This is a genomic window from Streptomyces sp. NPDC048182, assembly GCF_043202555.1.
GTDB lineage: Bacteria > Actinomycetota > Actinomycetes > Streptomycetales > Streptomycetaceae > Streptomyces.
On the sequence record NZ_JBIDAQ010000012.1, the window covers coordinates 47,155 to 72,586 of the forward strand.

The window sequence follows — 25,432 nt, forward strand, 5'->3', positions numbered from 1 at the left end:
GCGACCAGGGGACGGATGGGACCGCGCAGTGCGGGGCTACGAGAGCCAGGAGCGAGAGCCGGCGGCTGACGTCGACCACCTCTCTCGGTTCGAGGCCGAGATGAAGCGGCTGAGGACCGAGCGGGAGAAGGCGTTCCAGCACGCCGAGGACCTCGGCTACCAGGTCGAGGTGCTGCGCGCCAAGCTGCACGAGGCGCGCCGCACCATCATGTCCCGGCCCGCCTTCGACGGCGGCGACCTCGGGTACCAGGCCGAACAGCTGCTGCGCAACGCGCAGCTGCAGGCCGACCAGCTCCGCACCGACGCCGAGCGGGAGCTGTCCCAGGCCCGCGCGCAGACGCAGCGCATCCTCCAGGAGCACGCCGAGCAGGCCGCCCGCCTCCAGGCGGAGCTGCACCAGGAGGCGGTGACCCGGCGCCAGCAGCTCGACCAGGAGCTGGCCGAGCGGCGGCAGACCGTCGAGTCGCACGTCAACGAGAACGTGTCCTGGGCGGAGCAGCTGCGCGCCCGCACCGAGAGCCAGGCCCGCCGGCTGCTCGACGAGTCCCGCGCCGAGGCCGAGCAGGCCCTCGCCCAGGCCCGCGCGGAGGCCGAGCGGCTGACCGGCGAGGCCCGCCGGCGGCTGACCTCCGACGCCGAGAGCGCCCGCGCCGAGGCCGAGGCGCTGCTGCGCCGGGCCCGCGCGGACGCCGAGCGGCTCCTGGAGGCCGCCTCGACGCAGGCCCAGGAGGCCACCGACCACGCCGAGCGGCTGCGCAGCTCCAGCGCGAGCGACACCGAGTCCGCGCGCCGCCAGTCGCAGGAGCTGAGCCGGGCCGCCGAGCAGCGGATGACCGAGGCCGAGGAGGCGCTGCGCTCGGCGCGGACCGAGGCCGAGAAGCTGGTCGCGGAGGCCGAGGAGGCCGCGGCGAAGGCCCTCGCGGGCGCCGAGTCGGTCAACGAGCAGCGCACCCGGACGGCGAAGGAGCAGGTCGCCCGGCTGGTCGGCGAGGCCACCAAGGACGCCGAGACCACCCGCGCGGAGGCCGAGCAGCTGGTCGCGGACGCCCGCGCCGAGGCCGAGAAGATCGTCGCCGAGGCCGGCGAGCAGGCCCGTGCCCACACCGCCGAGGAGTCGGCCACCCAGCTGTCCAAGGCGGCCAGGACCGCCGAGGAGGTGCTGACCAAGGCGTCCGAGGAGGCGCGGCAGACCACCAGGGCCGCCGCCGAGGAGGCCGAGCGGATCCGCACCGAGGCGGAGACCGAGGCCGACCGGCTGCGCGCCGAGGCGCACGACATCTCCGAGGGGCTCAAGGGCGCGGCCAAGGACGACACCAAGGAGTACCGGGCCAAGACGGTCGAGCTGCAGGAGGAGGCCCGCCGGCTGCGCGGCGAGGCCGAGCAGCTGCGCGCCGACGCGGTCGCGGAGGGCGAGAAGATCCGCGCCGAGGCCCGCAAGGAGGCCGTGGCGCAGATCGAGGAGGCCGCGAACTCCGCGGAGGAGCTGCTCGGCAAGGCCCGGGTGGACGCCGACGAGCTGCGCCGGGGCGCCACCGCCGACAGCGAGAAGGTGCGCACCGAGGCCATCGAGCGGGCCACCACCCTGCGCCGCCAGGCCGAGGAGACCCTGGAGCGCACCCGCGCCGAGGCGGAGCGGCACCGCGCCGAGGCCGCCGAGCGGGTCGAGGCCCTCCAGGAGGAGGCCGAGACGGCCGCCCGCGAGCTGCGCGAGGAGTCCGAGCGCGCCGTCGAGGCCCGCCGCGAGGAGGCCGCCGCCGAACTGACCCGGCTTCAGGAGGAGGCCGGGGAGCGCCGCGCCGCCGCCGAGGAGGCCCTCGGCGAGGCCCGCGAGGAGGGCGAGCGGATCCGCCGCGAGGCCGCCGAGGAGGCCGAGCGCCTGCGCACCGAGGCCGCCGAGCGGCTCCGTACGCTCAAGGAGCAGGCCGAGACCGAGGCCGAGCGGCTGCGCACCGAGGCCGCCGCCGACGCCTCCGCCTCCCGCGCGGAGGGCGAGAACACGGCCGTGCGGCTGCGTTCGGAGGCGGCGAGCGAGGCGGAGCGGCTGAAGTCCGAGGCGCAGGAGAGCGCCGACCGGATGCGGGCGGAGGCGCAGGCCGCCGCCGAGCGCATCGCCGGCGAGGCGTCCGAGGCGCTGGCCGGCGCCCAGGAGGAGGCCGCCCGGCGCCGCCGCGAGGCCGAGGAGCTGCTCGGCGCCGCCCGCGAGGAGGCGGGGCAGGAGCGCGAGCGGGCCCGGGAGCAGAGCGAGGAGCTGCTCGCCGCCGCCCGCACCCGCGTCGAGGAGGCGCAGGCCGAGGCGGTCCGCCTGGTCGAGGAGGCCGACCGGCGCGCCGGCGAGCTGGTGGCCGCCGCCGAGCAGCACGCGACGCAGGTGCGCGAGTCGGTCGCCGGGCTGCACGAGCAGGCGCAGGAGGAGATCACCGGGCTGCGCAGCGCCGCCGAGCACGCGGCCGAGCGCACCCGCCGCGAGGCCGAGGAGGAGGCGGACCGGGTCCGCACCGACGCCTACGCCGAGCGCGAGCGGGCGAGCGAGGACGCGGGCCGGCTGCGCCACGAGGCCCGCGAGGAGACGGAGGCCGCGAAGGCCGAGGCCCAGCGCGCCCTCGCCGAGGCCGGCACCGAGGCCGAGCGCACCCTCACCGAGGCCGCCGCAGAAGCCGAGCGCACCCTCACCGACGCCGGCGCCGAGGCGGAGCGGCTGCGCACCGAGGCCGCCGAGCACGCCCAGCGCGTCCAGCACGAGACGCGCGAGCAGACCGACGCCCTCAAGGCCCGGGCCGAGCACGCCCTCACCGAGGCCGGCACCGAAGCCGAGCGCATCCGCACCGAGGCCGCCGAACACGCCCAGCGCGTCCAGCACGAGACGCGCGAGCAGACCGACGCCCTCAAGGCCCGGGCCGAGCACGCCCTCACCGAGGCCGGCACCGAAGCCGACCGCGTCCGCTCCGAGGCCGCCGAGCAGGCCCAGCGCCTCCAGGTCGAGACGTACGAGGAGACCGAGGCCGCCAAGGCGCTCGCCGAGCGCACCGTCGCCGAGGCCGCCGCCGAGGCGGAGCGGCTTCGGGCGGACGTCGCCGAGCACGCCCAGCGGGTGCGCACCGAGGCGTCCGACGCCATCGCCGAGGCCGAGCAGAGCGCGGCGCGCACCCGGGCGGACGCCCGCGAGGACGCCAACCGCATCCGCTCCGACGCGGCGACGCAGGCGGACACCCTGATCACCGAGGCCCGCTCCGAGGCGGAGCGGCTCACCACCGAGACGGCCGCGGAGACCGAGCGGATCCGCACCGAGACCACCGCCGCGGCGGAGAACCTGCGCACCGAGACGGCGAACGAGGCCGAGCGGGTGCGCGGCGAGGCGGTGGCGGAGGCCGAGCGGCTGCGCGAGGAGACCACCGCCGAGGCGGAGCGGGTGCGCGCGGAGGCGACCGCCCGCGCCGACCGGCTGCTGTCGGACGCGGCGGGCGACGCGGAGCGGCTGCGCGCCGAGGCCGCCGAGACGGTCGGCTCCGCCCAGCAGCACGCGGAGCGGACCCGCACCGAGGCGGAGCGGGTGCGCGCGGAGGCGGCGGCGGAGGCCGAGCGGGTCACCGCGGCGGCCCGCGAGGAGGCCGACCGGACCCTGGACGAGGCCCGCCAGGACGCCAACAAGCGGCGCTCGGAGGCGGCCGAGCAGGTCGACACGCTCATCACCGAGACCACGGCGGAGGCCGACAAGCTGCTCGCCGAGGCCCGCCAGCAGGCCCAGCAGACCACCGCGGACGCCGAGGCGCAGGCCGACACCATGGTCGGCGCGGCCCGCACCGAGGCCGACCGCGTGGTGGGCGAGGCGACGGTGGAGGGCAACGGCCGGGTGGAGAAGGCCCGCACGGACGCCGACGAGCTGCTGGTCGGCGCGCGCCGGGACGCCACCGCCATAAGGGAGCGGGCGGAGGAGCTGCGCGAGCGCCTCACCTCGGAGATCGAGGAGCTGCACGAGCGGGCCCGCCGCGAGGCCGCCGAGACCATGAAGTCGGCCGGCGACCGCTGCGACGCGCTGATCAAGGCGGCCGAGGAGCAGCTCGCCAAGGCCGAGGCGAAGGCGAAGGAGCTGGTGTCGGACGCCAACTCCGAGGCCGGCAAGGTGCGCATCGCCGCGGTGAAGAAGGCCGAGGGCCTGCTCAAGGAGGCCGAGCAGAAGAAGGCCAGCCTCGTCCGGGAGGCCGAGGAGCTGAAGGCCGAGGCGGTCCGCGAGGCGCGCCGCACGGTCGAGGAGGGCAAGCGCGAGCTGGAGACCCTGGTGCGCCGCCGCGAGGACATCAACGCCGAGATCGGCCGGGTCCAGGACGTCCTGGAGGCGCTGGAGTCCTTCGAGACGCCGGGCGCCGGCGGCAAGGACACCGGCGTGAAGGCCGGGGCGACGGTGGGGGCCCCACGTTCGGGTGGCAAACCGTCAGAGGGGTAGCGTAGGAGGCCCGTTCGGTGCCTTGATGAGGTCTTTGGCCGGATCTTTGGCAAGCCGGACGGGAGTCAGCCACCCGAAAGGGGTGTCATTCTCCAGATCAAACGCGCATCCGCTCGATGACACACCGCATCGGCGCCTAGGATTCCCTCTATCACCTCACCGACCGGTCTCTTCGACAGGAACCCCATGAGCGACACTTCCCCCTACGGCTTCGAGCTTGTGCGGCGTGGGTACGACCGCGCTCAGGTGGACGAACGGATCTCCAAGCTCGTCTCCGACCGTGACAGCGCTCTGACCCGCATCACCGCTCTGGAGAAGCGCATCGAGGAACTCCACCTCGAGACGCAGAACGCCCAGGCCCAGGTGAACGACGCGGAGCCGTCGTACGCCGGCCTCGGCGCCCGCGTCGAGAAGATCCTGCGCCTCGCCGAGGAAGAGGCGAAGGACCTGCGCGAGGAGGCCCGGCGCGCGTCCGAGCAGCACCGCGAGCTGGCCGAGTCGGCCGCCCAGCAGGTGCGCAACGACGCGGAGGCGTACGCCTCCGACCGCAAGGCCAAGTCCGAGGACGAGGGCGTCCGGATCGTCGAGAAGGCCAAGTCCGACGCCTCCCAGCTGCGCTCCGAGGCGCAGAAGGACGCGCAGTCCAAGCGCGAGGAGGCCGACGCCCTCTTCGAGGAGACCCGCGCCAAGGCCGCGCAGGCCGCCGCCGACTTCGAGACCAACCTGGCCAAGCGCCGCGAGCAGTCCGAGCGCGACCTGGCCTCGCGTCAGCAGAAGGCCGAGAAGCGCTTGGCGGAGATCGAGCACCGCGCCGAGCAGCTCCGCCTGGAGGCGGAGAAGCTGCGCACCGACGCCGAGCGCCGCGCCCGCCAGACCGTGGAGACGGCGCAGCGCCAGGCCGAGGACATCGTGGCCGACGCCAACGCCAAGGCCGACCGCATCCGTTCGGAGTCCGAGCGCGAGCTGGCCGCCCTGACCAACCGCCGCGACTCCATCAACGCGCAGCTCACCAACGTGCGCGAGATGCTGGCGACCCTGACCGGCGCCGCGGTGGCCGCCGCCGGCGCGCCTGCCGAGGACGAGCAGGTCTCCCGCGGCGTCCCGGCCCAGCAGTCCCGGTGACCGCGGGCTCCACGTCGTAGCACGAGATCGCGAAGCCCTCTGCCATTGGGTGGCAGAGGGCTTCGGCACGCTCTAACGTGTGGGGCATGATCGAGCTGGAGGGGCTGACCAAGCGGTACGGCGACAAGACGGCGGTCAACGACCTGACCTTCACCGTGAGACCGGGGATCATCACGGGCTTCCTCGGTCCCAACGGCGCGGGCAAGTCGACGACCATGCGCATGGTGCTCGGCCTCGACCGGCCGACCTCCGGCGACGTGCGGATCGACGGCAAGCACTACGACCAGCTCAAGGACCCGCTGACGTACATCGGCGCCCTCCTTGACGCGAAGGCCGTGCACGGAGGGCGCAGCGCCTACAACCACCTGCTGTGCCTGGCGCAGGCGAACGGCATCCCCGCGAAGCGGGTGCACGAGGTCCTGGACACGGTGGGCCTGACGTCGGTGGCGAAGAAGATGGCGAAGGGGTTCTCCCTCGGCATGGGCCAGCGCCTCGGCATCGCCGGGGCGCTCCTCGGTGACCCGCGGATCCTGATGTTCGACGAGCCGGTCAACGGCCTCGACCCCGAGGGCATCCACTGGATCCGCAATCTGATGAAGACGCTGGCCTCGCAGGGCCGCACCGTCTTCGTCTCCTCGCACCTGATGAGCGAGATGGCGCTGACGGCGGACCACCTGGTGGTGATCGGCCAGGGCCGGCTGATGGCGGACACCTCGATGGCCGACTTCATCGCCGAGAACTCCCGCTCCTACGTGCGGGTGCGCTCCCCGCAGCGCGAGCAGCTGCGCGACGCGCTGAAGGAGGCCGGCATCCCGGTGACCGGTCCGGACGCCGAGGTCCTGGAGGTGGACGGTGAGCAGGCCGAGGCGATCGGCGAGCTGGCCGCGCGGCAGGGCATCGTGCTGCACGAGCTGTCCCCGCAGCGGGCCTCCCTGGAGGAGGCGTTCATGCAGCTGACCGCCGAGTCGGTGGAGTACCACGCGCACGACGGACAGCCGCGCGCCGACGCCGTGCCGGGGCAGCAGCAGCCCGAAGCGGGCGGACAGCAGCAGTGGGGCAGCGAGTGGAGGCAGCGATGAGCACGGCCGTGAACCAGGTCGTCCGGTCCGAGTGGACCAAGATCCGGTCGGTGGCGTCCACGGTGTGGACGCTGGCCCTCGCCGTGGTCGTCACGGTCGCGCTCGGCATACTGATCTCGGCGCTGTCGAAGAGCCAGTTCGACGACATGAGCCGGCAGGACCAGCTCACCTTCGACCCGACCTTCATCAGCTTCGCCGGCACCGGCCTCGGCCAGCTGGCGATGATCGTGTTCGGCGTCCTGGTGGTGACGAACGAGTACAGCTCCGGCATGATCCGCACCTCGCTGGCGGCGGTGCCGAAGCGCGGCACCTTCCTGTTCAGCAAGATCGCGGTGGCCGCGGGGCTCGCGCTGCTCGTCGCGATGGTGACCAGCTTCCTCACCTTCTTCCTCGGCCAGCTGATGCTCGGCGACCTGAAGGCGTCCATCGGCGACCCGGGGGTGCTGCGCGCGGTGCTCGGCGCCGGGCTGTACATGACCCTGATCGCGCTGTTCTCGATGGGCGTGGCCTCGATGCTGCGCTCGCCGATGCTGTCGCTGGCGATCCTGATGCCGTTCTTCTTCCTGATCTCCAACATCCTGGGGAACGTCTCGGCCACCAAGAAGGTCGGCCAGTACCTCCCCGACCAGGCCGGCAGCAAGATCATGCAGGTGGTCACGCCGTTCGACGACGACACCCCGTACGGCCCCTGGGGCGGCCTCGGCATCATGGCGCTGTGGGTGATCGCCGCGCTCGTCGGCGGCTACCTGGTGCTCAAGCGCCGGGACGCCTGAGCCGGAACACTTGGGCGGAACCGTCAACGCCTGGATATCCTCCTAACCCTTACGGGGGGCGTGTGCCCCGCTGTCCTGAACCTTTCGATGGGTGCGGAGCATGATCGAGGCAGTCGGCCTGACCAAGCGCTACGGCGACAAGACCGCTGTGTACAACCTGTCCTTCCAGGTGCGGCCCGGCGCCGTCACCGGCTTCCTGGGGCCCAACGGCTCCGGGAAGTCGACGACGATGCGCATGATCCTCGGCCTGGACAACCCCACCGCCGGGCACGTGACGATCGGCGGTCACCCGTACCGCAGGCTGCCCAACGCGCCCCGGCACGTCGGCGCGCTCCTCGACGCCAAGGCGGTGCACGGCGGCCGGTCCGCCCGCAACCACCTGCTGAGCCTCGCCCAGCTGTCCGGCATCCCGGCCCGCCGGGTGGACGAGGTGCTCGGCGTGGTCGGCCTGCAGGACGTGGCCCGGCGCCGCTCCAAGGGCTTCTCGCTCGGCATGGGCCAGCGGCTGGGCATCGCCGCCGCGCTGCTCGGCGACCCGCAGGTGCTGCTCTTCGACGAGCCGGTCAACGGCCTCGACCCGGAGGGCATCCTCTGGGTGCGCAACCTGATGAAGGCGCTGGCCGCCGAGGGCCGCACGGTCTTCGTCTCCTCGCACCTGATGAGCGAGATGGCGCTCACCGCCGACCACCTGATCGTCATCGGACGCGGCCAGCTGCTCGCCGACATGAGCGTCACCGACTTCATCACGGCCAACTCGGCCGACTTCGCGCGCGTGCGCACCCCGGACGGCGACCCGGAGCCGCGCGAGAAGCTGACCTCGGCGCTGACCGAGGCCGGCGGGCACGTGCTGCCCGAGCAGGACGGCGCGCTGCGCGTGACCGGCCTGCCGCTGCCCCGGATCAGCGACGTGGCGCACGAGGCCGACGTGCGGCTGTGGGAGCTGTCCCCGCATCGGGCCTCGCTGGAGGAGGCGTACATGCGGATGACGCAGGGCGCGGTGGACTACCGGTCGACCATCGACCAGAAGGCCGGTCTCCAGCAGCCGCTGCCGCCCGGCGCGCAGCCGCCGGCGCCGATGCCCGGGCAGGGCCAGCCCGGCTGGTACGCCCCGCCGCCGCCCCAGCAGGGCGCCCCGGGCCCGTACGGCGCCCCGGCCCCGGCCAACCCCTACGCGCAGCCCGCGGCGGCTCCCGCGCAGCCCGCCGCCGCACCGGCCGCCCCCGCCGCCGCGCCCGTCACCGCCCCGACCCAGCCCGAGGACGCCCGATGAGCACGCCCCAGCCCCCGATGCCGCAGGCCGCGCCCGACTGGCAGCAGGCGCCCGGTCCGGCGTACCCCACCTACACCTCGCCGATCCCGGTGACGCCGGCCCACCTCGGGCACGCGCTGGCCTCGGAGTGGACGAAGATCAAGTCGGTGCGCTCCACGATGTGGACGCTCGGCGTGTTCGTGGCGCTGGTCCTCGGCATCGGGCTGCTGACCGGTCTCATCGTGTCCAACTCCTCCTCGGACCTGGACGGCGAGAACCCGCTCACCATGGGCTTCTTCGGGCTGCTGCTCGGCAGCATGTGCCTGATGACGCTCGGCGTGCTCACCACGGCCTCGGAGTACGGCACCGGCATGGTGCGCACCACGATGACCGCCTGCCCGAGCCGCGGCCGGGTGCTGGCCGCCAAGGGCATCGTGTTCTTCCTGGTCGCCTTCGTCGTGACGCTGGTCTCCACCACCCTCGTCGGCCTCCTGCACGCGGCCATGCTGGAGGGCAACGGCGCTGGCTCGCCCAGCGGCGGCGACTGGCTGAAGGGCACGGTCGGCGTCTCCCTCTACGTCGCGCTGCTCGGCCTGCTCTCGCTCGCGATCGGCTCGGTCGTCCGGCACTCGGCGGGCGCCATCACCCTGATGATCGGGGCGGTGCTCGCGCCGCTGGTGATCGCCCTGTTCATGTTCTCGGAGTCCCTCCAGGACGTGCGCGAGGCCCTGTTCGAGTACTCCATCCCGAACCAGCTGGGCGTCTTCTACTCCAGCTCGCTGAGCGAGACGGGACCGACGGGCTGGCAGCCGCTGTGGATCATCCTCGGCGTCACGGCCGTCGTATTCGGCGGCGCCTTCGCGCTGCTGGAGAAGCGGGACATCTGATCGAGGGGTCGCTCCTCAAGGGGTCGCGCTCAGAACCTCGGCGCGTTCCGGGACCGCCGCACCGGCGTGGTGCGGCGGTCCTTGGCGTTCCAGCACGCCTTGTGCCAGTGCCGCCGGTCGTCGACGCCCGCGTGGTCGGGCCAGGCCACCACGTGCGGGACGCCGTCCGGGATGAGCTGGTCGCACCCCGGGCAGCGGTACGCCTTGCCGCGGGCGCTGGAGCCGGCCACGTGCCGCACGCACCAGTCCTCGCCCTGCCACTGCTCCGAGCTCTGCCAGCCGCCGTACCGGCCGCCGTCGTCCTCGGCGCTCGGGCCGGCCGGGCCGGCCGCCTTGGGTCGGTTGCGACGCGGGGACACGGGACACCTCACGGGGCGGAACGGAGACGGGCCGACTCCAGCCTACGCGGCACGCCTCCGGGTATCCGCACGTCCAGGGGCCGCGTGGCCGATTCTGCAGACAATCCGCAAAACTCCCCGAACGGCCGTGTCCTCGGCACGTGTCGAGCGGTTATGCCCTGCGGGGGAGCTCCCTGTCGGAGCCGAGGAAGCGGGTAAGAGCCATGCGTGTCGGAAGTTTCGTACTGGGTGCCCAGTTCCCGGGCCAGGGCCAGGGGGAGGCGCTGCACCGCGCCGTCCGCTCGGCCGAGGTCGCCGAGGCGGCCGGCCTGGACGCGGTCTGGCTGGGCGAGCACCACTTCGTGCCGTACGGCACAGTTCCGTCGGCGGTGACCCTGGCCGCGCTGCTGCTCGGCCGCACCCGGCGGATCCGGGTCGGCACCGCGGTCAGCGTGCTGCCCACCGTGCATCCGGTGGCGCTCGGCGAGCAGGCCGCGCTGCTGCACGTGGCGAGCGGCGGCCGGTTCTCGCTGGGCGTGGGCCGGGGCGGGCCGTGGGTCGACCTGGAGGTCTTCGGGGCGGGCCTCGCGGCGTACGAGGAGGGGTTCCCGGAATCCCTCGACCTGCTCCTCCGCTGGCTGAGCGAGCCGTCGGTGGGCGCGGCCGGCGAGCGGTTCCGGTTCCGCGAGGTGCCGGTGGTGCCCCGTCCGTCGGAGTCGCTGTCGGAGGAGTCGGGGCCCGAGGTGGTCGTGGCCTGCACCTCGCCGGGCAGCGTGCGGCTGGCCGCCGAGCGGGGGCTGCCGATGCTGCTCGGGATGCACATCGGGGACGCGGAGAAGGCCGAGATGGTCGCCCTGTGGCGGCGCCACGCCCGCGAGGCGGGCCGCCCGGCGGACGAGATCGCGGGCGCCGCGCATGTCTCGGCCGGCGTCTGCCAGCTCGCGGACCGGCGCACCGACGCGGTGGAGACGCTGGTGAAGGCGATGCCCGGCTGGCTGCGGCAGGGCCTGGGCGCCCACGTCACGGTGGACGGCCGGGCCCGGCGGATGCGCGACCCGGTGGCGTACACCGAACTGCTCTGCGGACTGCACCCGGTGGGCCCGCCCGCGCTCTGCGCCGACCGGCTCGCGGCGACCGCCGAGCGCACCGGCATCACCCGCTTCGCCCTGCTCACCGAGGGCTCGGGCGACCTCGCGGCGACCGAGGAGAACGTACGGCGGCTCGGCGCCGAGGTGCTCCCCCGGTTGCCCTGACGCCCGCCGCCGGGCCCGCCGCCCCGGTCGCGCAGCACCTCCCCCACGCGGAGCGGCAGGCGGACGGCGTCTGCTCAGCAGTCCCGGAACTCCGGCGACTGGTTGAGGACTTGGCTGCGCACCGAGGTGAAGCGGGTGAGCTTCTCGTCGACGGACGGGTCGAGCGGGAAGACCGCCACCCGGTGGCAGTTCTGGAAGGCCAGCCGCACCCCGAAGTGCCGTTGCAGCGCGCCGCGTATCGCGTCGCTGGCGAGCGCGCGCAGCAGTTGGCCCCTCGCCCGCTCGTCCGGCGGGGGCGTCTGGTTGTCGGCGAACGCGCCGCCGTCCACCTTCAGCTGGGCCACCAGGGAGCTGATCATCTCCCACGCGTAGGGCAGGGAGGTCCGGACGCAGTCGACGAATTCCGCTTCGTCGACCTCGCCTCGCTCGGCCGCTTCGAGTAGGGCCGGTGAGACGTCGAGCGACATGGGTTCTCCTCTCGCACCCCCGACGGGCAGGGGTTGCCGGACAGTAGGAGGGAGTTGGCGGCATCGAACACGCTGCGTACACAGACCGCGACCTCCCGTTCACTACCGTAAGCAACCGAACGTGAACCCACCAGGACATTGCCGAGATGGGCTGCTTCCGACCGGCGCACAATCGGCCACTGCGCAACACGGGGCCAATGGGAGAAGTGGGGCGGCCCGCCGGGCCGGGCGGTGGCGGGCCGGAGGCGGATCGCGCGGGGCCCGGCGCGTCGAGTAGCGTTGCCGACCATGCGTCTCGTCATCGCCCGCTGCTCCGTCGACTACGCCGGACGGCTCACCGCCCATCTGCCCTCGGCGCCCCGGCTGATCCTGGTCAAGGCGGACGGCAGCGTCTCGATCCATGCCGACGACCGGGCCTACAAGCCCCTCAACTGGATGTCGCCGCCCTGCACCCTGAAGGAGGGCGCGGGCGAGGAGGAGGGCGTCTGGACCGTCGTCAACAAGGCGGGCGAGAAGCTCATCATCACGATGGAGGAGATCCTGCACGACTCCTCGCACGAACTGGGCGTGGATCCCGGCCTGATCAAGGACGGCGTGGAAGCACACCTTCAGGAGCTGCTCGCCGATCGGATCGAGACACTCGGCGACGGCTACACCCTGATCCGGCGCGAGTACCCGACCGCGATCGGCCCGGTCGACATCCTGTGCCGGGACGCGGCCGGCGGCACCGTCGCCGTCGAGATCAAGCGGCGCGGCGAGATCGACGGCGTGGAACAGCTCACCCGCTACCTGGAGCTGCTGAACCGCGACCCCCATCTGGCGCCGGTGCGCGGGGTGTTCGCGGCGCAGGAGATCAAGCCGCAGGCCCGCGTGCTCGCCACGGACCGGGGCATCGGCTGCCAGGTCCTCGACTACAACGCGATGCGCGGCATCGAGGACGACAAGCTGCGGCTGTTCTAGACCCCTACGTGGTGCCCCCGCGCCCTCAGGCGACCTGGCCGGTCTCTGAGGGCGCCGCGCTGTCGGCCGGCGTGGAGGCCATCGGCCGGCTCGCCGTGCCGGACGTCTGCGGCTCCGCGGGCGGCGGGGCGGGCGGGGCGGGCTCGGTCTCGCTGGGCGTGGGCGACGGGGAGCTGGGCGTCTGGGTCGGCGGCTTGCTCGGCGTCGTCGGGGGCGTCGTCGGCTTGGTCGGCTTCGGCGACTTGGTGGGCGTCGTCGGCCTGCCGGGGCTCGACGGCGTGCCGGGCCGCGTCGGGGCGCCGGTGTCGCCGGGCTCCTCCGGGTCGTCGCCGGGGTCGCCGGTGGCGCTCGGGCCGCCCGAGGGCCGGGTCGGCGCGGTGGGCGTCGGGTCGTCGGCGGTGCCGAGGGTGCCGTCCGGGCCGGGATCGGTGGGCCGGACGGTCGGCGTGTCGGCGGCCGGGTCGGCGTTGGCGTCGTCGGTCGGCGGGCCGGCGTCGAGGCCGCCGTCGTCGACGCCCTGACTGGACGACGGGTTGCCGCCGACGTGGTCGGCCGGGTCCCCGGCGCCGTTCTCCGACGTGGCGCCCAGCGTCACCACCGTGCCGAGCACGGCGACCAGGAGCGCGCCGGCCCCGGCGGCCACCAGGTTGCGCCGGGCGAAGCCGCGCACGCCGCCGGTCTTGCGGTGCGGGCCCGCGTTCGTGTCGTCCCGGCGGGTGACCAGGGTCGGGGAGTGCGGGGAGGGCTGGAGCGGCGGGAAGGGCACCGGTATGCCCCCGACGGGCGTCGCCGGCCCGTCGGCGAGGGCGTCGGACCCCGACCCGGCCCCGGCCCCGGGGCGGGCGTCGCCGGGCAGGATGTACGGCCAGGCCCCGGTACCGGCGTCCGGCCGGCCCTCGACCCCCGCGTCCGCCCTTGTCCCGGCCTCCGCGCTTGTCGCGCTTGTCGCGGCCCGGGTGTCCGGCCAGGAATCGGGCGTCTCCTCCGCCGCTCCCCCGCCGAGCGCCAGGGCGGCCCCCGCGATGCCCAGCGGCCCGGCGCTCGCGGTGAGCCCCGGCGTGTCCCCCGCCCGGTCGGCGACCAGGGCGAGGGCCCGGCGCCCGGCGACGGCGCCGCGCTTGTCGGAGAGCGCGCCGCGCAGCCCGATGGACGCCTCCAGCTCGGCGCGGGCCCGGTCGAGGTGTCCCTCGCACAGCGCGAGGACGCCCAGTTCGTGGTGGAAGTACGCCTGTTCGGCGACGTCACCGGCGAGCCTGGCGGCCTGGGTGCCCGAGCGCAGCGCCCGCTCCCACGCGCCCCACTGCGGCCCGGCCGCGAAGGCGGGCGCGGCGGTGCGGGCGAGCAGCACCGCGGGGTCGGCCTCGCCGTCGGCGGGCGGGGCGGCGGCCGGGGCCAGCGCGGTGAGGGCGGCGAGCACGGCGTCGGCCTCGGCCGAGACGCGCTCCGGGGTGACCGAGGGGTGCCCGGCCCACCAGGCGTAGTGCCGGGCGGCGGTGCGCAGCCGCTCCCCGCTGTCGTCGGCGTACCCGGCGTCCGCCAGCTGGGCGAGGACCCCGGCGGCCAGCCGGTGGTGCGCGCCGGCCGGCGAGATGAGCCCGCACCCGGCCAGCTCGCCCAGCGCCGCGTCGGCGTGGGTGTCGCCGACCAGGGCCGGCAGGTGGGCCTGGTGGGGCACCTCGCCGCCGAGGGCGACGGCGAACTCCAGGGTGGTGCGGGCGGCGCCGCTCAGCCGGGCGGCGAGCAGCGGCGCGGGCGCGGCGGCCTCGCCGAGGGAGGGCAGCGGGACGTCGTCGCCCTCCGCGGCCTCGTGGGGCACCTGGTCCTGCGGTCCCTCGTCGGCGGTCCTGGGCCCGGCGAAGACGCCGTACTCGTCCACGGCGTCGGCGTCGGCGCGCAGCCGGTCGCGGCGGCGCAGCAGGGCGCCGGCCTGGACGAAGCGCAGCGGCAGGCCCTCGGACTCGAACCAGAGGTCGCCCGCCCAGTTGGCCTCCTCCTCGGTGAGCGTCCGCCCGGCGGCCCGCTCCAGGAGCCGCACGCCGTCCGCGCGGTCCAGGCCGGTGAGGAAGACCTCCTCCACGGCGGAGTCGGCCGACGGCGCGGGGACGTCCGGGGTGGCGGCGAGGAGGAAGGCGCACTCGGGGGTGGCGTCGAGCAGGTCGTCCAGGGCGGTGCCGCCGAACTCCAGGTCGTCCAGGACGACGACCGCGCCGACCTCGCGCACCGCGCCGAGCAGTGTCTCGCGGGACGGGCGGTGCCGGGGCGCGTCGTGGACGGCGTGGAAGAGGTCGTGCAGCAGGTCGTCGGCGGTGCGGCGCAGGCCGCTGAGCCGGACCACGCCGTCGGGCGCGAGGTCGGCGCAGTCCTCGGCGACCACGTCGAGGAGGCTGGTGCGGCCGGACCCCGCCGGGCCGGTCAGGCGGACCGAGCGACCGCGGGCGAGGAGCCGCACCAGGCGCTCGCGCTCGTCCCGGCGGGCCAGCAGCGGCAGCTCCGGGGCGGCCGGCCCCGGCGGCACGGGCGGCCGGGCGGCGCGGTCGGCCTCCGCGCGCCCCTGCGCGTCGCGCCTGCGGGGCGCGGAGGGCCGGTCGGCGGGCGGGCACGCCTCTATCTCGCTGCCGTCGACGGGGTTGACGGTGAGCAGGAACTCGCCGGAGACCAGCCGGGCGGTGCGGGCGGGGGCGGCGGGGTGGCCGAAGTCGGGTGTGAGCGGGTCCCGGGCCGGACGCGGGCGCGGCGCGTGGCCTTCGCCGTCCGGGCCGTACTCCTCGGCTCCCCGGTTCGTCGGGTCCATCTGGCTCAAGCCCCCAAAAGCGTCGTCCGTGCCGGGTCCCGGTCGGGACCGCCCTCCCGTCCGTGCCGCACACCACGCTGTCGCTTCTGGTCCGGGCCCGCCGGGCGGGTTCCTGGTCCATGGGCGAGCAGACCCCGGACCTCCGGCCAGTATCACCGACGGCCCGCTCGGCCGGACCGGCCCGGAGGTCACGGTCTCGTGAGGATTGCGTGTGCCGGTCCGGTGGAGACGGCGTCACACCCATGACGCCGGGCGTCACACCCGGGGCAGGGACTCCAGACCGATGCCGCCCTCGATGGCGAGGATGCGGTGCAGCCGGGTGGCGACGAGCAGCCGCTGCATCTGCGTCGGCACCCCGCGCAGCACGAGGCGGCGCCCGCACCGGCCGGCCCGCCGGTGGGCCCCCATGATCACCCCGAGTCCGGTGGCGTCCCAGGAGTCCAGCTCTGACAGGTCGAGCACCAGGTCGCCGACTCCGTCGTCGACGGCCGAATGCAGGACCGTACGGGCGTCCGCCGCGCTGCGGACGTCGAGGCGGCCCCCGACGACCAGCTCGACGTGGTCGCCCCTGATGTGCATATGCGCTCCCCGGCGTGCGTCTCGTAGCTCTGACAACCTCTGACTGTGCGCGTGGCGGCGTGGTTGCTGTTTGTAAGCGAACCGATACCGAATTCACCCCTGCGTGTGACGCCTCGGGGGTGATCGTGCGTGACGGGTTCGACCTCAGTACGTGTAGAAGCCCTGCCCGCTCTTGCGGCCGATGTCACCGGCGTCCACCATCCGGCGCATCAGCTCCGGCGGGGCGAACTTCTCGTCCTGGGACTCGGTGTAGATGTTGCCGGTGGCGTGCAGCAGGATGTCGACGCCGGTCAGGTCGGCCGTGGCCAGCGGGCCCATCGCGTGCCCGAAGCCCAGCTTGCAGGCGAGGTCGATGTCCTCGGCGCTCGCCACGCCCGACTCGTACAGCTTGGCGGCCTCGACCACCAGGGCGGAGATGAGCCGGGTGGTCACGAACCCGGCGACATCCCGGTTGACGACGATGCAGGTCTTGCCGACCGACTCGGCGAACTCCCGCGCGGTGGCGAGGGCTTCGTCGCTCGTCTTGTACCCCCGGACCAGCTCCACCAGCTGCATCATCGGCACCGGCGAGAAGAAGTGCACGCCGACGACCCGCTCGGGGCGCTCGGTGACCGCCGCGATCTTCGTGATCGGGATGGCGGAGGTGTTGGAGGCCAGCACGGCGTCCTCCTTGGCGAGCTTGTCCAGCTCGCGGAAGATGCCGTGCTTGACGTCGAGCTGCTCGAAGACGGCCTCGACGACGACGTCCGCGTCCGCGACGGCGTCCAGGTCGGTGGTCGGGGTGATCCGCGCGAGCGCCGCCTCGGCGTCCTCGGCGGCGAGCTTGCCCTTGCCGACGAACTTGTCGTAGCTGGCCCGGATGCCGTCGGTGCCGCGCTTGAGGGCCTCGTCGGTGACATCGCGCAGGACGACGTCCCAGCCCGCCTGCGCGGAGACCTGGGCGATGCCGGACCCCATGAGACCGGCCCCGATGACGGCGAGCTTGCGTGCCACTCCGACTCCCTGAACGCTATGGACTTCGCTTCTCCGGCGGACCCTAGCGGTCCCGCGCCGCTGTGTGACCGGTAAGTAACGCGCGTCACGTCTCAATCGGCGGACATCACACCAACGCCGGGGATGCGGGGAGTTGAGGGACCGAATCGACGGAATCGCCCCACCGGGGGACGGCCGGTCGATACGCTCGATGTCCGGACAGTCACGCACTCGTCGCGGAGACTCGAGCCGGAGGCGATGAGCCTGTGGCACCACGCGGTGAGCGCGCCGCCGGGCCTGCTCCGGACCGCCCCCCGACGGCCCCGCCCTCCTCTTCACCGACGCCTCCTGGTCCGGCCTCGTGGCCGCCGTGAAGACGGGCACGCTCGCCTGGGCGGCGCTGAGCCTGTCCCTGGGAGTACTGGTACCGGCGGGATCTGGAACCGGACAATCCGGCCGCCGACCATGGGCACATGGCACATGTACTCGTCACGGGCGGAACCGGTTTCCTGGGTTCCCACACCATCGCGCAGCTCCTGACCGCCGGGCACACCGTCACGACCACGGTCCGCTCCCTGTCCCGACGGCCCGACGTCGAGCGGATGCTCGCCGTGGCCGGTGCCCCGGGCGCGGACAAAGTCGCCTACGTGGCGGCGGACCTGACCGCGGACCGGGGCTGGGACCGGGCCGTTCACGGAGCCGACCACGTCCTGCACGTGGCCTCGCCGTTCCCCGCCGGGCAGCCCGCGCACGAGGACGAGGTGATCGTCCCGGCCCGTGACGGGGCGCTGCGGGTGCTCCGCGCCGCCCGGGACGCGGGGGTCCGGCGCACCGTGCTGACCTCCTCCTTCGCGGCGGTGGGCTACGGCCACGGCCCGACCGCGCGGACCTTCGCCGAGGACGACTGGACGCGGACCGACGGGCCGGGGGTGTCCGCGTACGTCAAGTCCAAGACGATCGCCGAGCGGGCCGCCTGGGACTTCGTCGAGCGCGAGGGCGACGGCATGGAGCTGGCGGTCGTCAACCCGGTGGGCATCTTCGGCCCGGTCCTCGGCCCGGACTACTCCGCGTCCATCCGCATCGTCCACGCGATGCTGACCGGCGGGATGCGGGCCGCGCCGCCGATCTGGACCAACACGGTGGACGTCCGGGACGCGGCCGACCTGCACCTGCGTGCGATGACCGCGCCGCAGGCGGCCGGGCAGCGGTACCTGGCGCTCGCGGGCGAGCCGGTCTCCTTCCACGACATCGCCCTGGCACTGCGCGCGCGGCTCGGCGCGGCAGCCGCCAAGGCCCCCACCGGCACCGCCCCGGCCTGGCTGCTGCGCCTGCTGGCCGCGTTCAGGCCCGCGCTGCGGGAGACGGTGCCGCAGCTGGGCGTGGTGCGCCGGGCCTCCGCCGCGAAGGCCCGCAAGGAGCTGGACTGGTCGCCGCGGTCCAACGAGGACGCCGTCGTGGCCACCGCGGAGAGCCTGGTCCGCCTCGGGCTGCTGAGCGGTTAGCGTCGAGCGCATGGCAGGCGAGACGGCCGACACCCTGGGCGACTTCCTCCGGGCCCGGCGTGGGCAGGTCAGCCCCGAAGAGGCCGGGCTGCCCGTCGGCGCGCGGCGCCGGGTCCCTGGGCTGCGCCGGGAGGAGGTCGCCCAGCTCGCCGGCATCAGCCCCGAGTACTACCTGCGCCTGGAACAGGGCCGCAACCTCAACCCCTCCGACCAGATCCTGACCGCGCTGGCCGGCGCCCTCAGGCTGGACGAGGACGCCGTCGCCTACCTGCACCGTCTCGCCCACCGCGCCCCGCCCGCCCGCAGGCCGCGGGGCCGCGCCCGCGGGAACCAGGGCGATCTGCAACCGCTGCTGGACAGCTGGCCGCAGACCCCCGCCTACATCCAGGGCCCCAGCGGACGGGTCGTCGCCGCGAACCGGCTGGCCGTGCTGCTGTGCCCCTTCTTCGCCGTCGGGCACAACCCGCTGCGGGCGGCCTTCCTCGAACCCGAGATGCGCGGCCTCTACCCCCGGTGGGACGACATGACGGCGAAGGCCGTCTCGGGACTGCGCGCGATGATCGACGTCGACGAGGCCGACCCGGAGCTGCTGGAGACCATCGGTGAACTCACCGTCGCCAGCGAGCGGTTCCGCACGCTGTGGTCCCGCCGCGAGGTCCGCCGCCGCGACACCGGCCGCACCCTTCTCGACCACCCGCTCGTCGGCGAACTCGACCTGCGCTACGAGAAGCTGGCGCGCGCGCAGGCCCACCAGCTGATCATCGTCTACTACGCCGACCAGGGCTCACCCACGGCCGAGCGCCTGGCCCTCCTCGGCAGCCTCTGACCACGCGCGACCGGTCAGGTCAGGCCGGCGAAGTGACCGCTCGACCGAAGTGCCGGGCGAAGAACCGGACCGCGCTGTCGGCCTCGAACCTGGGCAGCTCCTTGTGCCTGCCCGAGTTCGCGTGCAACGACTTCTCCTTCGAGGCGAAGGCGTCGAACAGGGCGAGACCTTCCTCGCGCGAGATGTGCTCGTCGTCCCACTGCAGGTCGAACTCGACGGGGATGGTGATCTGCCGCGCCTTCTCGGCCAGGGTGTCGGGCCAGTGCTGACCGAAGACCGCGGCGGTGATCCTGGGTTCGATCGGTGCCGATCTCCGGGAGTTCCTGGAGGGCGTCCAGGGTCGCCTGGTACTCGGGCACGGCGAGCTCGGCCAGGTGGTCGTTGTAGCGGACGACGATCGGGCCTTCCGGCTCGCCCGCCGCCCTCGCCCGGAACAGCTCGGCGATTTCCGCCTCGTCGTGCGCTGTGCGCGGCCGGTCGCCGTGACCGGGCGCGTCGATGACGGCGACGTGGAAACCGCAGCCGGTCACGAGGCGCCGGGCACGGCCGGACATCGCCGGGTGCTTCTTGTGGTTGCCGCCGCCGTGGGCCATCAGCACCAGGGGCGCGCGGTCGGCGCCGGAAGCCGGCGACCAGAGGACGCCGGGGACCCCGGACACGGCTGACGATCACCCCCCAACTCCTTTTTCCCCCACGTCATGACGACTCCGGGCAGGCCCTAGCCCTCCCAGGCGCGGAGCAGGTCCAGCACCCCCGGGCCCCCGTCGATCCGCAGGGCGTCCGCCGGGACACGGTCGTGGAGGTGGAGCACCAGCTCACCGGCCGTGCCCCGGACGGACACGTCGGCCACGTCCTGGCCCACGCCGGCGGCGAACCGGGCACCGCCGCCGTCCAGCGTGAGGCGCCAGGCGCGGCCCTCCGTGGCGACGAGGCCGACGGCGGCCGGCTTGTGCGGCCAGGGCCTCGCGGTCCCGGGGCGCGGTCGCGGCGCGCTCGGCGACGGCCTCGGCGGAGGGCACGTCGGCCGGCCCCGCGGTGACGTTCACGGCCCAGAAGCGGCGCGACTACGCTGTCTGTCACGGTGACCCGACGACCGGGGAGATCACCAGCCGACGCTCGCCACCACCGGCAGGTGGTCGCTGCCGGTGGCCGGCAGGACCCGGGCGTCGTACGCCGTCACGCCGTGGAGCAGGATCTGGTCGATCCGGACCATCGGGAACGTCGCCGGCCAGGTGAAGCCGAAGCCGGCGCCCGCCTCGGCCTGTGCCGAGCGCAGTCGGGCGGTGATGCCGTCGAGCGCGCGGTCGTCCGTGGTGCCGTTCAGGTCGCCGAGCAGCACCACCCGCTCGTTGCGCTCGGTGGCGAGGGCCTCGGCGAGCGCCTGGGCGTTGCGGTCGCGGCTGTCGGTCCAGAAGCCCCCGCGGGGCATCAGCCGTACGGAGCCGAGGTGGGCCACGTACACCGCCAGCGGGCCGTGGTCCGTGGCCACCGTCGTGCGCAGCGCCCGGTTGGAGGCCAGCCGGACGCCGGCCGGCTTGGCGGACGCGAGCGGCCCGACGTCGATCGCGGTGTCGACCGGCCGCGTGTCCGACAGCGGGTACCTGCTCCACACCCCGACCGTGCCCTGCACCGAGTGATACGGATACGTCCTCGCCAGCTCCTTCTCGTACGTGCCCCCGGCCTGCTCGGTCAGCTCCACCAGGGCCAGCACGTCCGCGCCGGAGGCCGCCAGGTCGCGGGCGGTGCGGGAGGGGTCGGGGTTGGCGTCGCCGACGTTGTGCTCGGCCACGGTGAGGTCGCCGCCGCCGGGGCGGGACCTGTCCCCGAGCAGTGGGCCGAAGAGGTGCAGCCACACCACGGCCGGCAGCAGCAGCGCGACCGCCGCGGCGGCGGAGCGGCGCCACAGCGCCCAGGCCAGCAGGAGGGGGACCAGCAGGCCGCACCACGGCAGGAAGGTCTCGACCAGGCTGCCGAGGCCGCCGCGGTCGGTGATCCAAGCGTGCAGCAGCATCAGCAGACCGAGCAGCAGCGCCAGCGCCGCCGGCACCGGGCCACGCTTCCAGGGGCCGTGGCGGTCCCGCGCACCGGCGGTCACGGCCGCATCCTCGGGTCCCGGGTGGGGTCGGCGTACATCGCCGGGCAGCCGGCGTCGGCCGCGCCTGGGCGCAGCTCGAAGTGCCAGGGCTCGTTGCGGTAGATCCGGCACAGCCCGTACGCGGCGCCGTGCCGGGCCAGCCAGGCCGTGGCGCCGGACCCGCCGAGGTCGACCGCGTCCCCGGCGACGTGCGGGGACGTGTCCGCGGTGGCCACCCAGCGGGCGGCCTCCGCCGCGGAGCCGTAGGTGGCGACCGCCTCGCGCAGGAGCTGGTCCTGGTAGGCCGGGGAACGCCAGCCGCTGTTGACGCGGAAGGTGACGTGGTCGTCCGCGGCGGCCTTCGCGGCCCGGCGGAGGGCGTCGAGGAGATCCGGGTCGAGCCGGGCCACGGCGGGGACCGCGTCGTCGAAGACCGTCGCGCCGTCGGGCACGACACCGTCGGCCTCGCCGACCGCCGCGCCGCCGGCCGCGCCGGGCGGCCCGGCCCGGTGGTCGCGGCGCGGCGCCCCGCGGGGGCGACGCGAGTGGTGCGGGTGAGGAGGGCTCGGGCGAGGAGGCCGCGGGCGACGCGGAGGGCCGCGGGGCCGGGGCCTCCTGCCCGGGGGCGCCGCAGGCCGCGGTGACCGCCGCCGTGCCGGCGAGCAGCCCGGCGGCGAGCGGCCGGCGTGTCCGGTGGACCGGTGTTCGCGCTGGTGAGGGAGTGTGCATGCGGCCAGTGAAGGCGGCGCGGTGTTGCCGGCCCGTATGCGGATTCCGATACGCCGACGATATGCGCCGGCTCGTAGCATCGAGGACATGCGTGTGCTGATCGTCGAGGACGAGCCCTTCATGGCGGAGGCCATCCGCGACGGTCTGCGCCTGGCCGCGATCGCGGCCGACATCGCGGGTGACGGCCACACCGCCCTGGAGCTGCTGGACGTCAACAGCTACGACATCGCCGTCCTCGACCGCGACATCCCCGGGCCCTCCGGTGACGAGGTCGCCGCGCACGTCGTCGCCTCCGGCAGCGGCCTGCCGATCCTGATGCTCACCGCGGCCGACCGGCTCGACGACAAGGCCACCGGTTTCGGCCTCGGCGCCGACGACTACCTCACGAAGCCCTTCGAGATGCGCGAGCTGGTGCTCAGGCTCCGGGCACTCGACCGCAGACGGGCGCACACCCGGCCCCCCGTGCGGGAGATCGCCGGCCTGCGTCTCGACCCGTTCCGCCGCGAGGTCCACCGGGACGGCCGCTATGTGGCGCTCACCCGCAAGCAGTTCGCGGTGCTGGAGGTCCTGCTCGCCGCGGAGGGCGGTGTCGTCAGCGCCGAGCAGCTGCTGGCCCGGGCGTGGGACGAGCACGCCGACCCGTTCACCAACGCCGTACGGATCACCGTCTCGGCGCTGCGCAAGCGGCTCGGCGAACCCTCGCTCATCGCCACCGTGCCCGGCGTCGGCTACCGGGTCGACACCGGGGAGGGCGCCGGCCGTGGATAGGGAGCCCGGGCTGAGCGCGCGGCTCAGGCTGACCCTCAGCTACACCGGGTTCCTCCTGGTGGCCGGCACCCTGATGCTGGTGACCGGGGCGTGGTTCCTGGCGCGCGTGCGGCACGTCGGGCTCGTCTTCGCGCCCGGCTACCGCCTCTCCGTCGCGCGCGACTTCGCTCCCGTGGCGGCCGTGACGATGGGCTTCCTGCTGGTGTTCGGGCTCGTCGGAGGCTGGTTCCTCGCCGGGCGCATGCTCGCCCCGCTGCACCGCATCACGCACGCCACCCGCGCGGCGGCGGACGGCTCGCTCTCCCACCGCGTCCGGCTGCCGGGCCGCCAGGACGAGTTCGCCGAACTCGCCGACGCCTTCGACACCATGCTCGAGCGGCTCGAAGCGCACGTGGCCGCGCAGCAGAGGTTCGCGGCCAACGCCTCCCACGAGCTGCGCACCCCGCTGTCGGTCACGAAGTCGCTGCTGGACGTGGCCCGCGCCGACCCGGACCGCGCCGCCGACCCGCTCCTCGACCGCCTGCACGCCGTCAACACCCGGGCCATCGACCTCACGGAGGCGCTGCTCCTGCTGAGCCGCGTCGACCGGCGCTCCCTCACCCGCGAACCGGTGGACCTGTCCCTCCTGGCCGAGGAGGCGACCGAGACGCTCCTCCCCCTCGCCGAGAAGCACGCCATCACCCTGGAGGCGGAGGGCGAGTTCGCCCCGACGACCGGATCACCGGCCCTCCTGCTCCAGCTCACCACCAACCTCGTGCACAACGCGATCGTCCACAACCTGCCGGAGCACGGCACCGTGCGGGTGACCACCCGGGTCCGCCCCGGTTCCGCGCTGCTGACCGTCGAGAACACCGGCGAGCAGGTCCCCCGGGACCTCGTCCCGACCCTCACCGAGCCGTTCCGGCGCGGCACCGACCGCGTCCACACCGACCACGCCGGCACCGGCCTCGGCCTGGCCATCGCGCAGACCATCACCCGGGCCCACGACGGCACCCTGACCCTCACGCCGCGCCCGGCCGGCGGCCTCCGCGTGACGGTGGAGCTGCCTCAGCGGCCCTCCGGCGCGGCTCCCGCCGGTCCGCGCACCGCGTAGCCGAGGACCCGCTCGCCGAGCACGTCCTCGATGTCGTCCAGGAGGGCGAGGATCTCCCGGGAGACCTCCGCCGGGGCGCGGCCCTTGAGCATCTCGCGGCCGATGGCCGCCATGACCGTGGCGTGGGCCCAGCTGAGCTGGCCGGCCATGAGGTAGGGCAAGGGGTCGGCGCCGGGGTCCTCGGGACCGGCGCCGCTCTCCTCGCGCAGGGCCTCCTCCAACGTGGCCTGGACCTCCTGGCCGACGGCCCAGAGGCGGGAGCGCAGGGTGGGGGCCTCCTCCACGACCTTCATGAAGGCGGCGTACCCGGCGAAGAGGCCGACGCGCGGCGAGACCGCCTCGACCTCCTCGCGCAGCTCGCGCAGGACCGCGGCGGCGGCCGACTCCCCCGCCGGGCGCCCCCGCACCCAGCGGGCCAGCCGGTCCGTGACGCCCGACGCGCGGTCGAGGAACAGGTCCTCCTTGGCCGGGAAGTAGTTGTAGACCGTGTTGACGGAGACGTTCGCGGCGTCCGCGATCACCGCCACCGTCACCGCGTCGAAGCCGCGCTCGACGAACAGGCCCGTGGCGACATCGGAGATGTACTGCCGGGTCTGCCGCTTCTTCCGTTCCCTGAGTCCCTCGGCCATGCCCCGCAGTCTAGCTTCGCTGGAGCCCCTGAAAACTTGGGGTGATTGCAAAATTACAGGGACTCTGCTTTCCTACTCGGCATGCCCATCATCAGCACGGCCGGACTGGCCCGCACCTTCCGCACCAAGCAGGGCGAGGTGGCGGCGGTGCGCGGCATCGACCTCACCGTCCGCGAGGGCGAGATCCTCGGCCTCCTCGGCCCGAACGGGGCCGGCAAGACCACCACCCTGCGCATGCTCACCACACTGCTCGCCCCCACCGGCGGCGCCGCCACCGTGGCCGGCCACGACCTCGCCGCCGACCCGGCCGGGGTGCGGCGGGCCTGCGGGTACGTGGCCCAGTCGGGCGGCGTCGACCCGCAGATCGGCGTGCGGGAGGAGCTGGTCACCCAGGGCCGGCTCTACCGGCTGCCGAAGCGCCGGGCCGTCGAGCGCGCCGAGGAGCTGGCCCGCGAGCTGGACCTCACCGAGCTGCTCGACCGCAAGTGCGGCGCGCTCTCCGGGGGTCAGCGGCGCCGCCTCGACATCGCGATGGCGCTCACGCACCGCCCGAAGGTGCTCTTCCTGGACGAGCCGACGACCGGACTCGACCCGGGCAGCCGGGCCGCCCTGTGGGACCTGGTCCGCCGGCTGCGCGACGAGCACGGCACCACCGTCTTCCTCACCACCCACTACCTGGACGAGGCCGACGCCCTCGCCGACCGCCTGGTCGTCGTCGACCGGGGCGTGGTCGCCGCCGAGGGCACCCCGAGCGCCCTGAAGCTCCGCTACGCCGGCGCGCCCGACGCCTCCCTCCAGGACACCTTCCTCGCCATCACCGGCCGCACCGCCACCACCGCACCGGCGGACGCGCCCCCCGTCGCCGTATAGCCGTACAGCCATACAGCCATCCAGCCATCCAGG

At 74.5% G+C, this 25,432-nt stretch carries 22 protein-coding genes and 1 pseudogene; 13 read left to right on the forward strand and 10 right to left on the reverse strand.

Going from position 1 to position 25,432, the window contains the following annotated elements; genetic code table 11:
• The first annotated feature begins 28 nt into the window (after positions 1-28).
• The 6 genes from scy to ACGFZL_RS22670 all read left to right on the forward strand — a co-directional run bounded on the left by scy (position 29) and on the right by ACGFZL_RS22670 (position 9,548).
• Entirely contained in the window at positions 29-4,438 is a 4,410-nt protein-coding gene (scy, locus tag ACGFZL_RS22645; RefSeq protein WP_393694183.1) for a polarized growth protein Scy, read from the forward strand.
• A 186-nt stretch (positions 4,439-4,624) separates the two neighbouring features.
• Positions 4,625-5,560 (forward strand): cellulose-binding protein, encoded by a 936-nt coding sequence (locus ACGFZL_RS22650; RefSeq protein ID WP_355169876.1) that lies wholly within the window; start codon positions 4,625-4,627, stop codon positions 5,558-5,560.
• Between the two features lie 86 nt (positions 5,561-5,646).
• Entirely contained in the window at positions 5,647-6,639 is a 993-nt protein-coding gene (locus tag ACGFZL_RS22655) for an ABC transporter ATP-binding protein (RefSeq protein ID WP_393694185.1), read from the forward strand.
• Positions 6,636-7,412: an ABC transporter permease gene (locus tag ACGFZL_RS22660; protein WP_355169872.1), complete on the forward strand. Its 777-nt coding sequence runs from the start codon at positions 6,636-6,638 to the stop codon at positions 7,410-7,412. The genes ACGFZL_RS22655 and ACGFZL_RS22660 overlap by 4 nt, the downstream gene beginning before the upstream one ends.
• Positions 7,413-7,512: 100 nt before the next feature.
• The gene (locus tag ACGFZL_RS22665) at positions 7,513-8,682 is read left to right on the forward strand and encodes an ABC transporter ATP-binding protein (protein ID WP_393694187.1); all 1,170 of its coding nucleotides are present in this window, start codon (positions 7,513-7,515) and stop codon (positions 8,680-8,682) included.
• Positions 8,679-9,548, forward strand: coding sequence for an ABC transporter permease (locus ACGFZL_RS22670; protein WP_393694189.1), 870 nt, complete (start codon positions 8,679-8,681; stop codon positions 9,546-9,548). Before ACGFZL_RS22665 ends, ACGFZL_RS22670 begins: the two co-directional genes overlap by 4 nt.
• Before the next feature lie 29 nt (positions 9,549-9,577).
• Here the strand turns inward: ACGFZL_RS22670 and ACGFZL_RS22675 are convergent, their stop codons facing one another.
• Positions 9,578-9,907, reverse strand: coding sequence for an ATP/GTP-binding protein (locus ACGFZL_RS22675; protein ID WP_355169866.1), 330 nt, complete (start codon positions 9,905-9,907; stop codon positions 9,578-9,580).
• Positions 9,908-10,110: 203 nt separating this feature from the next.
• On the opposite strand from ACGFZL_RS22675, the gene ACGFZL_RS22680 reads away from it, so the two are divergent.
• A complete protein-coding gene (locus ACGFZL_RS22680) occupies positions 10,111-11,139 on the forward strand; it encodes an LLM class flavin-dependent oxidoreductase (protein ID WP_393694191.1) in 1,029 nt (342 codons plus the stop codon).
• 74 nt (positions 11,140-11,213) lie between these two features.
• On the opposite strand, the gene ACGFZL_RS22685 is transcribed toward ACGFZL_RS22680, so the two are convergent.
• A complete protein-coding gene (locus ACGFZL_RS22685; protein ID WP_355169862.1) occupies positions 11,214-11,606 on the reverse strand; it encodes an SCO5389 family protein in 393 nt (130 codons plus the stop codon).
• Between the two features lie 288 nt (positions 11,607-11,894).
• Here ACGFZL_RS22685 and nucS point away from each other — a divergent pair, with 288 nt between their 5' ends.
• Positions 11,895-12,566, forward strand: a complete 672-nt coding sequence (nucS, locus tag ACGFZL_RS22690; protein WP_355169860.1) for an endonuclease NucS — start codon at positions 11,895-11,897, stop codon at positions 12,564-12,566.
• Between the two features lie 25 nt (positions 12,567-12,591).
• On the opposite strand, the gene ACGFZL_RS22695 is transcribed toward nucS, so the two are convergent.
• The 3 genes from ACGFZL_RS22695 to ACGFZL_RS22705 form a co-directional block, all read right to left on the reverse strand.
• The gene (locus ACGFZL_RS22695; protein ID WP_393694450.1) at positions 12,592-15,357 is read right to left on the reverse strand and encodes an ATP-binding protein; all 2,766 of its coding nucleotides are present in this window, start codon (positions 15,355-15,357) and stop codon (positions 12,592-12,594) included.
• A gap of 255 nt (positions 15,358-15,612) precedes the next feature.
• A complete protein-coding gene (locus tag ACGFZL_RS22700) occupies positions 15,613-15,936 on the reverse strand; it encodes an STAS domain-containing protein (RefSeq protein WP_393694193.1) in 324 nt (107 codons plus the stop codon).
• A 144-nt stretch (positions 15,937-16,080) separates the two neighbouring features.
• Positions 16,081-16,929 carry a 3-hydroxyacyl-CoA dehydrogenase family protein gene (locus ACGFZL_RS22705; protein ID WP_393694195.1) on the reverse strand — a complete coding sequence of 283 codons (849 nt, stop codon included), beginning with the start codon at positions 16,927-16,929 and terminating at the stop codon, positions 16,081-16,083.
• 452 nt (positions 16,930-17,381) lie between these two features.
• On the opposite strand from ACGFZL_RS22705, the gene ACGFZL_RS22710 reads away from it, so the two are divergent.
• Both ACGFZL_RS22710 and ACGFZL_RS22715 read left to right on the forward strand, forming a co-directional pair.
• Positions 17,382-18,410: an SDR family oxidoreductase gene (locus ACGFZL_RS22710; RefSeq protein WP_393694197.1), complete on the forward strand. Its 1,029-nt coding sequence runs from the start codon at positions 17,382-17,384 to the stop codon at positions 18,408-18,410.
• Positions 18,411-18,420: 10 nt separating this feature from the next.
• Complete coding sequence (locus ACGFZL_RS22715) at positions 18,421-19,236, forward strand: helix-turn-helix domain-containing protein (RefSeq protein ID WP_393694199.1); 816 nt, start codon at positions 18,421-18,423, stop codon at positions 19,234-19,236.
• Positions 19,237-19,255: 19 nt separating this feature from the next.
• Here ACGFZL_RS22715 and ACGFZL_RS22720 read toward each other — a convergent pair.
• The 4 genes and pseudogenes from ACGFZL_RS22720 to ACGFZL_RS22735 all read right to left on the reverse strand — a co-directional run.
• Positions 19,256-19,895, reverse strand: a pseudogene (locus ACGFZL_RS22720) (alpha/beta hydrolase); the annotation flags it as partial.
• Positions 19,896-19,954: 59 nt separating this feature from the next.
• Complete coding sequence (locus tag ACGFZL_RS22725) at positions 19,955-20,098, reverse strand: hypothetical protein (RefSeq protein ID WP_393694201.1); 144 nt, start codon at positions 20,096-20,098, stop codon at positions 19,955-19,957.
• A 240-nt stretch (positions 20,099-20,338) separates the two neighbouring features.
• The gene (locus ACGFZL_RS22730; protein ID WP_393694203.1) at positions 20,339-21,331 is read right to left on the reverse strand and encodes an endonuclease/exonuclease/phosphatase family protein; all 993 of its coding nucleotides are present in this window, start codon (positions 21,329-21,331) and stop codon (positions 20,339-20,341) included.
• Complete coding sequence (locus tag ACGFZL_RS22735) at positions 21,328-21,762, reverse strand: M15 family metallopeptidase (RefSeq protein WP_393694205.1); 435 nt, start codon at positions 21,760-21,762, stop codon at positions 21,328-21,330. The genes ACGFZL_RS22730 and ACGFZL_RS22735 overlap by 4 nt, the downstream gene beginning before the upstream one ends.
• 364 nt (positions 21,763-22,126) lie before the next feature.
• On the opposite strand from ACGFZL_RS22735, the gene ACGFZL_RS22740 reads away from it, so the two are divergent.
• Positions 22,127-22,807, forward strand: coding sequence for a response regulator transcription factor (locus tag ACGFZL_RS22740; RefSeq protein WP_393694207.1), 681 nt, complete (start codon positions 22,127-22,129; stop codon positions 22,805-22,807).
• A complete protein-coding gene (locus ACGFZL_RS22745) occupies positions 22,800-23,900 on the forward strand; it encodes a sensor histidine kinase (RefSeq protein ID WP_393694209.1) in 1,101 nt (366 codons plus the stop codon). The genes ACGFZL_RS22740 and ACGFZL_RS22745 overlap by 8 nt, the downstream gene beginning before the upstream one ends.
• Here the strand turns inward: ACGFZL_RS22745 and ACGFZL_RS22750 are convergent.
• Positions 23,855-24,529 (reverse strand): TetR/AcrR family transcriptional regulator, encoded by a 675-nt coding sequence (locus tag ACGFZL_RS22750; protein WP_393694211.1) that lies wholly within the window; start codon positions 24,527-24,529, stop codon positions 23,855-23,857. The genes ACGFZL_RS22745 and ACGFZL_RS22750 overlap by 46 nt on opposite strands.
• A gap of 81 nt (positions 24,530-24,610) precedes the next feature.
• Between ACGFZL_RS22750 and ACGFZL_RS22755 the strand changes: the two genes are divergently transcribed.
• Positions 24,611-25,399: an ABC transporter ATP-binding protein gene (locus ACGFZL_RS22755; RefSeq protein WP_393694213.1), complete on the forward strand. Its 789-nt coding sequence runs from the start codon at positions 24,611-24,613 to the stop codon at positions 25,397-25,399.
• Positions 25,400-25,432 lie beyond the last annotated feature (33 nt).

Coding starts and splice junctions, on each gene's coding strand:
- ACGFZL_RS22650 (WP_355169876.1), top strand. CDS start 4,625: ATGAGCGACACTTCCCCCTACGGCTTCGAGCTTGTGCGGCGTGGGTAC.
- ACGFZL_RS22655 (WP_393694185.1), top strand. CDS start 5,647: ATGATCGAGCTGGAGGGGCTGACCAAGCGGTACGGCGACAAGACGGCG.
- ACGFZL_RS22660 (WP_355169872.1), top strand. CDS start 6,636: ATGAGCACGGCCGTGAACCAGGTCGTCCGGTCCGAGTGGACCAAGATC.
- ACGFZL_RS22665 (WP_393694187.1), top strand. CDS start 7,513: ATGATCGAGGCAGTCGGCCTGACCAAGCGCTACGGCGACAAGACCGCT.
- ACGFZL_RS22670 (WP_393694189.1), top strand. CDS start 8,679: ATGAGCACGCCCCAGCCCCCGATGCCGCAGGCCGCGCCCGACTGGCAG.
- ACGFZL_RS22680 (WP_393694191.1), top strand. CDS start 10,111: ATGCGTGTCGGAAGTTTCGTACTGGGTGCCCAGTTCCCGGGCCAGGGC.
- ACGFZL_RS22685 (WP_355169862.1), bottom strand. CDS start 11,606: ATGTCGCTCGACGTCTCACCGGCCCTACTCGAAGCGGCCGAGCGAGGC.
- nucS (WP_355169860.1), top strand. CDS start 11,895: ATGCGTCTCGTCATCGCCCGCTGCTCCGTCGACTACGCCGGACGGCTC.
- ACGFZL_RS22695 (WP_393694450.1), bottom strand. CDS start 15,357: ATGGACCCGACGAACCGGGGAGCCGAGGAGTACGGCCCGGACGGCGAA.
- ACGFZL_RS22700 (WP_393694193.1), bottom strand. CDS start 15,936: ATGCACATCAGGGGCGACCACGTCGAGCTGGTCGTCGGGGGCCGCCTC.
- ACGFZL_RS22710 (WP_393694197.1), top strand. CDS start 17,382: ATGGCACATGTACTCGTCACGGGCGGAACCGGTTTCCTGGGTTCCCAC.
- ACGFZL_RS22715 (WP_393694199.1), top strand. CDS start 18,421: ATGGCAGGCGAGACGGCCGACACCCTGGGCGACTTCCTCCGGGCCCGG.
- ACGFZL_RS22740 (WP_393694207.1), top strand. CDS start 22,127: ATGCGTGTGCTGATCGTCGAGGACGAGCCCTTCATGGCGGAGGCCATC.
- ACGFZL_RS22750 (WP_393694211.1), bottom strand. CDS start 24,529: ATGGCCGAGGGACTCAGGGAACGGAAGAAGCGGCAGACCCGGCAGTAC.
- ACGFZL_RS22755 (WP_393694213.1), top strand. CDS start 24,611: ATGCCCATCATCAGCACGGCCGGACTGGCCCGCACCTTCCGCACCAAG.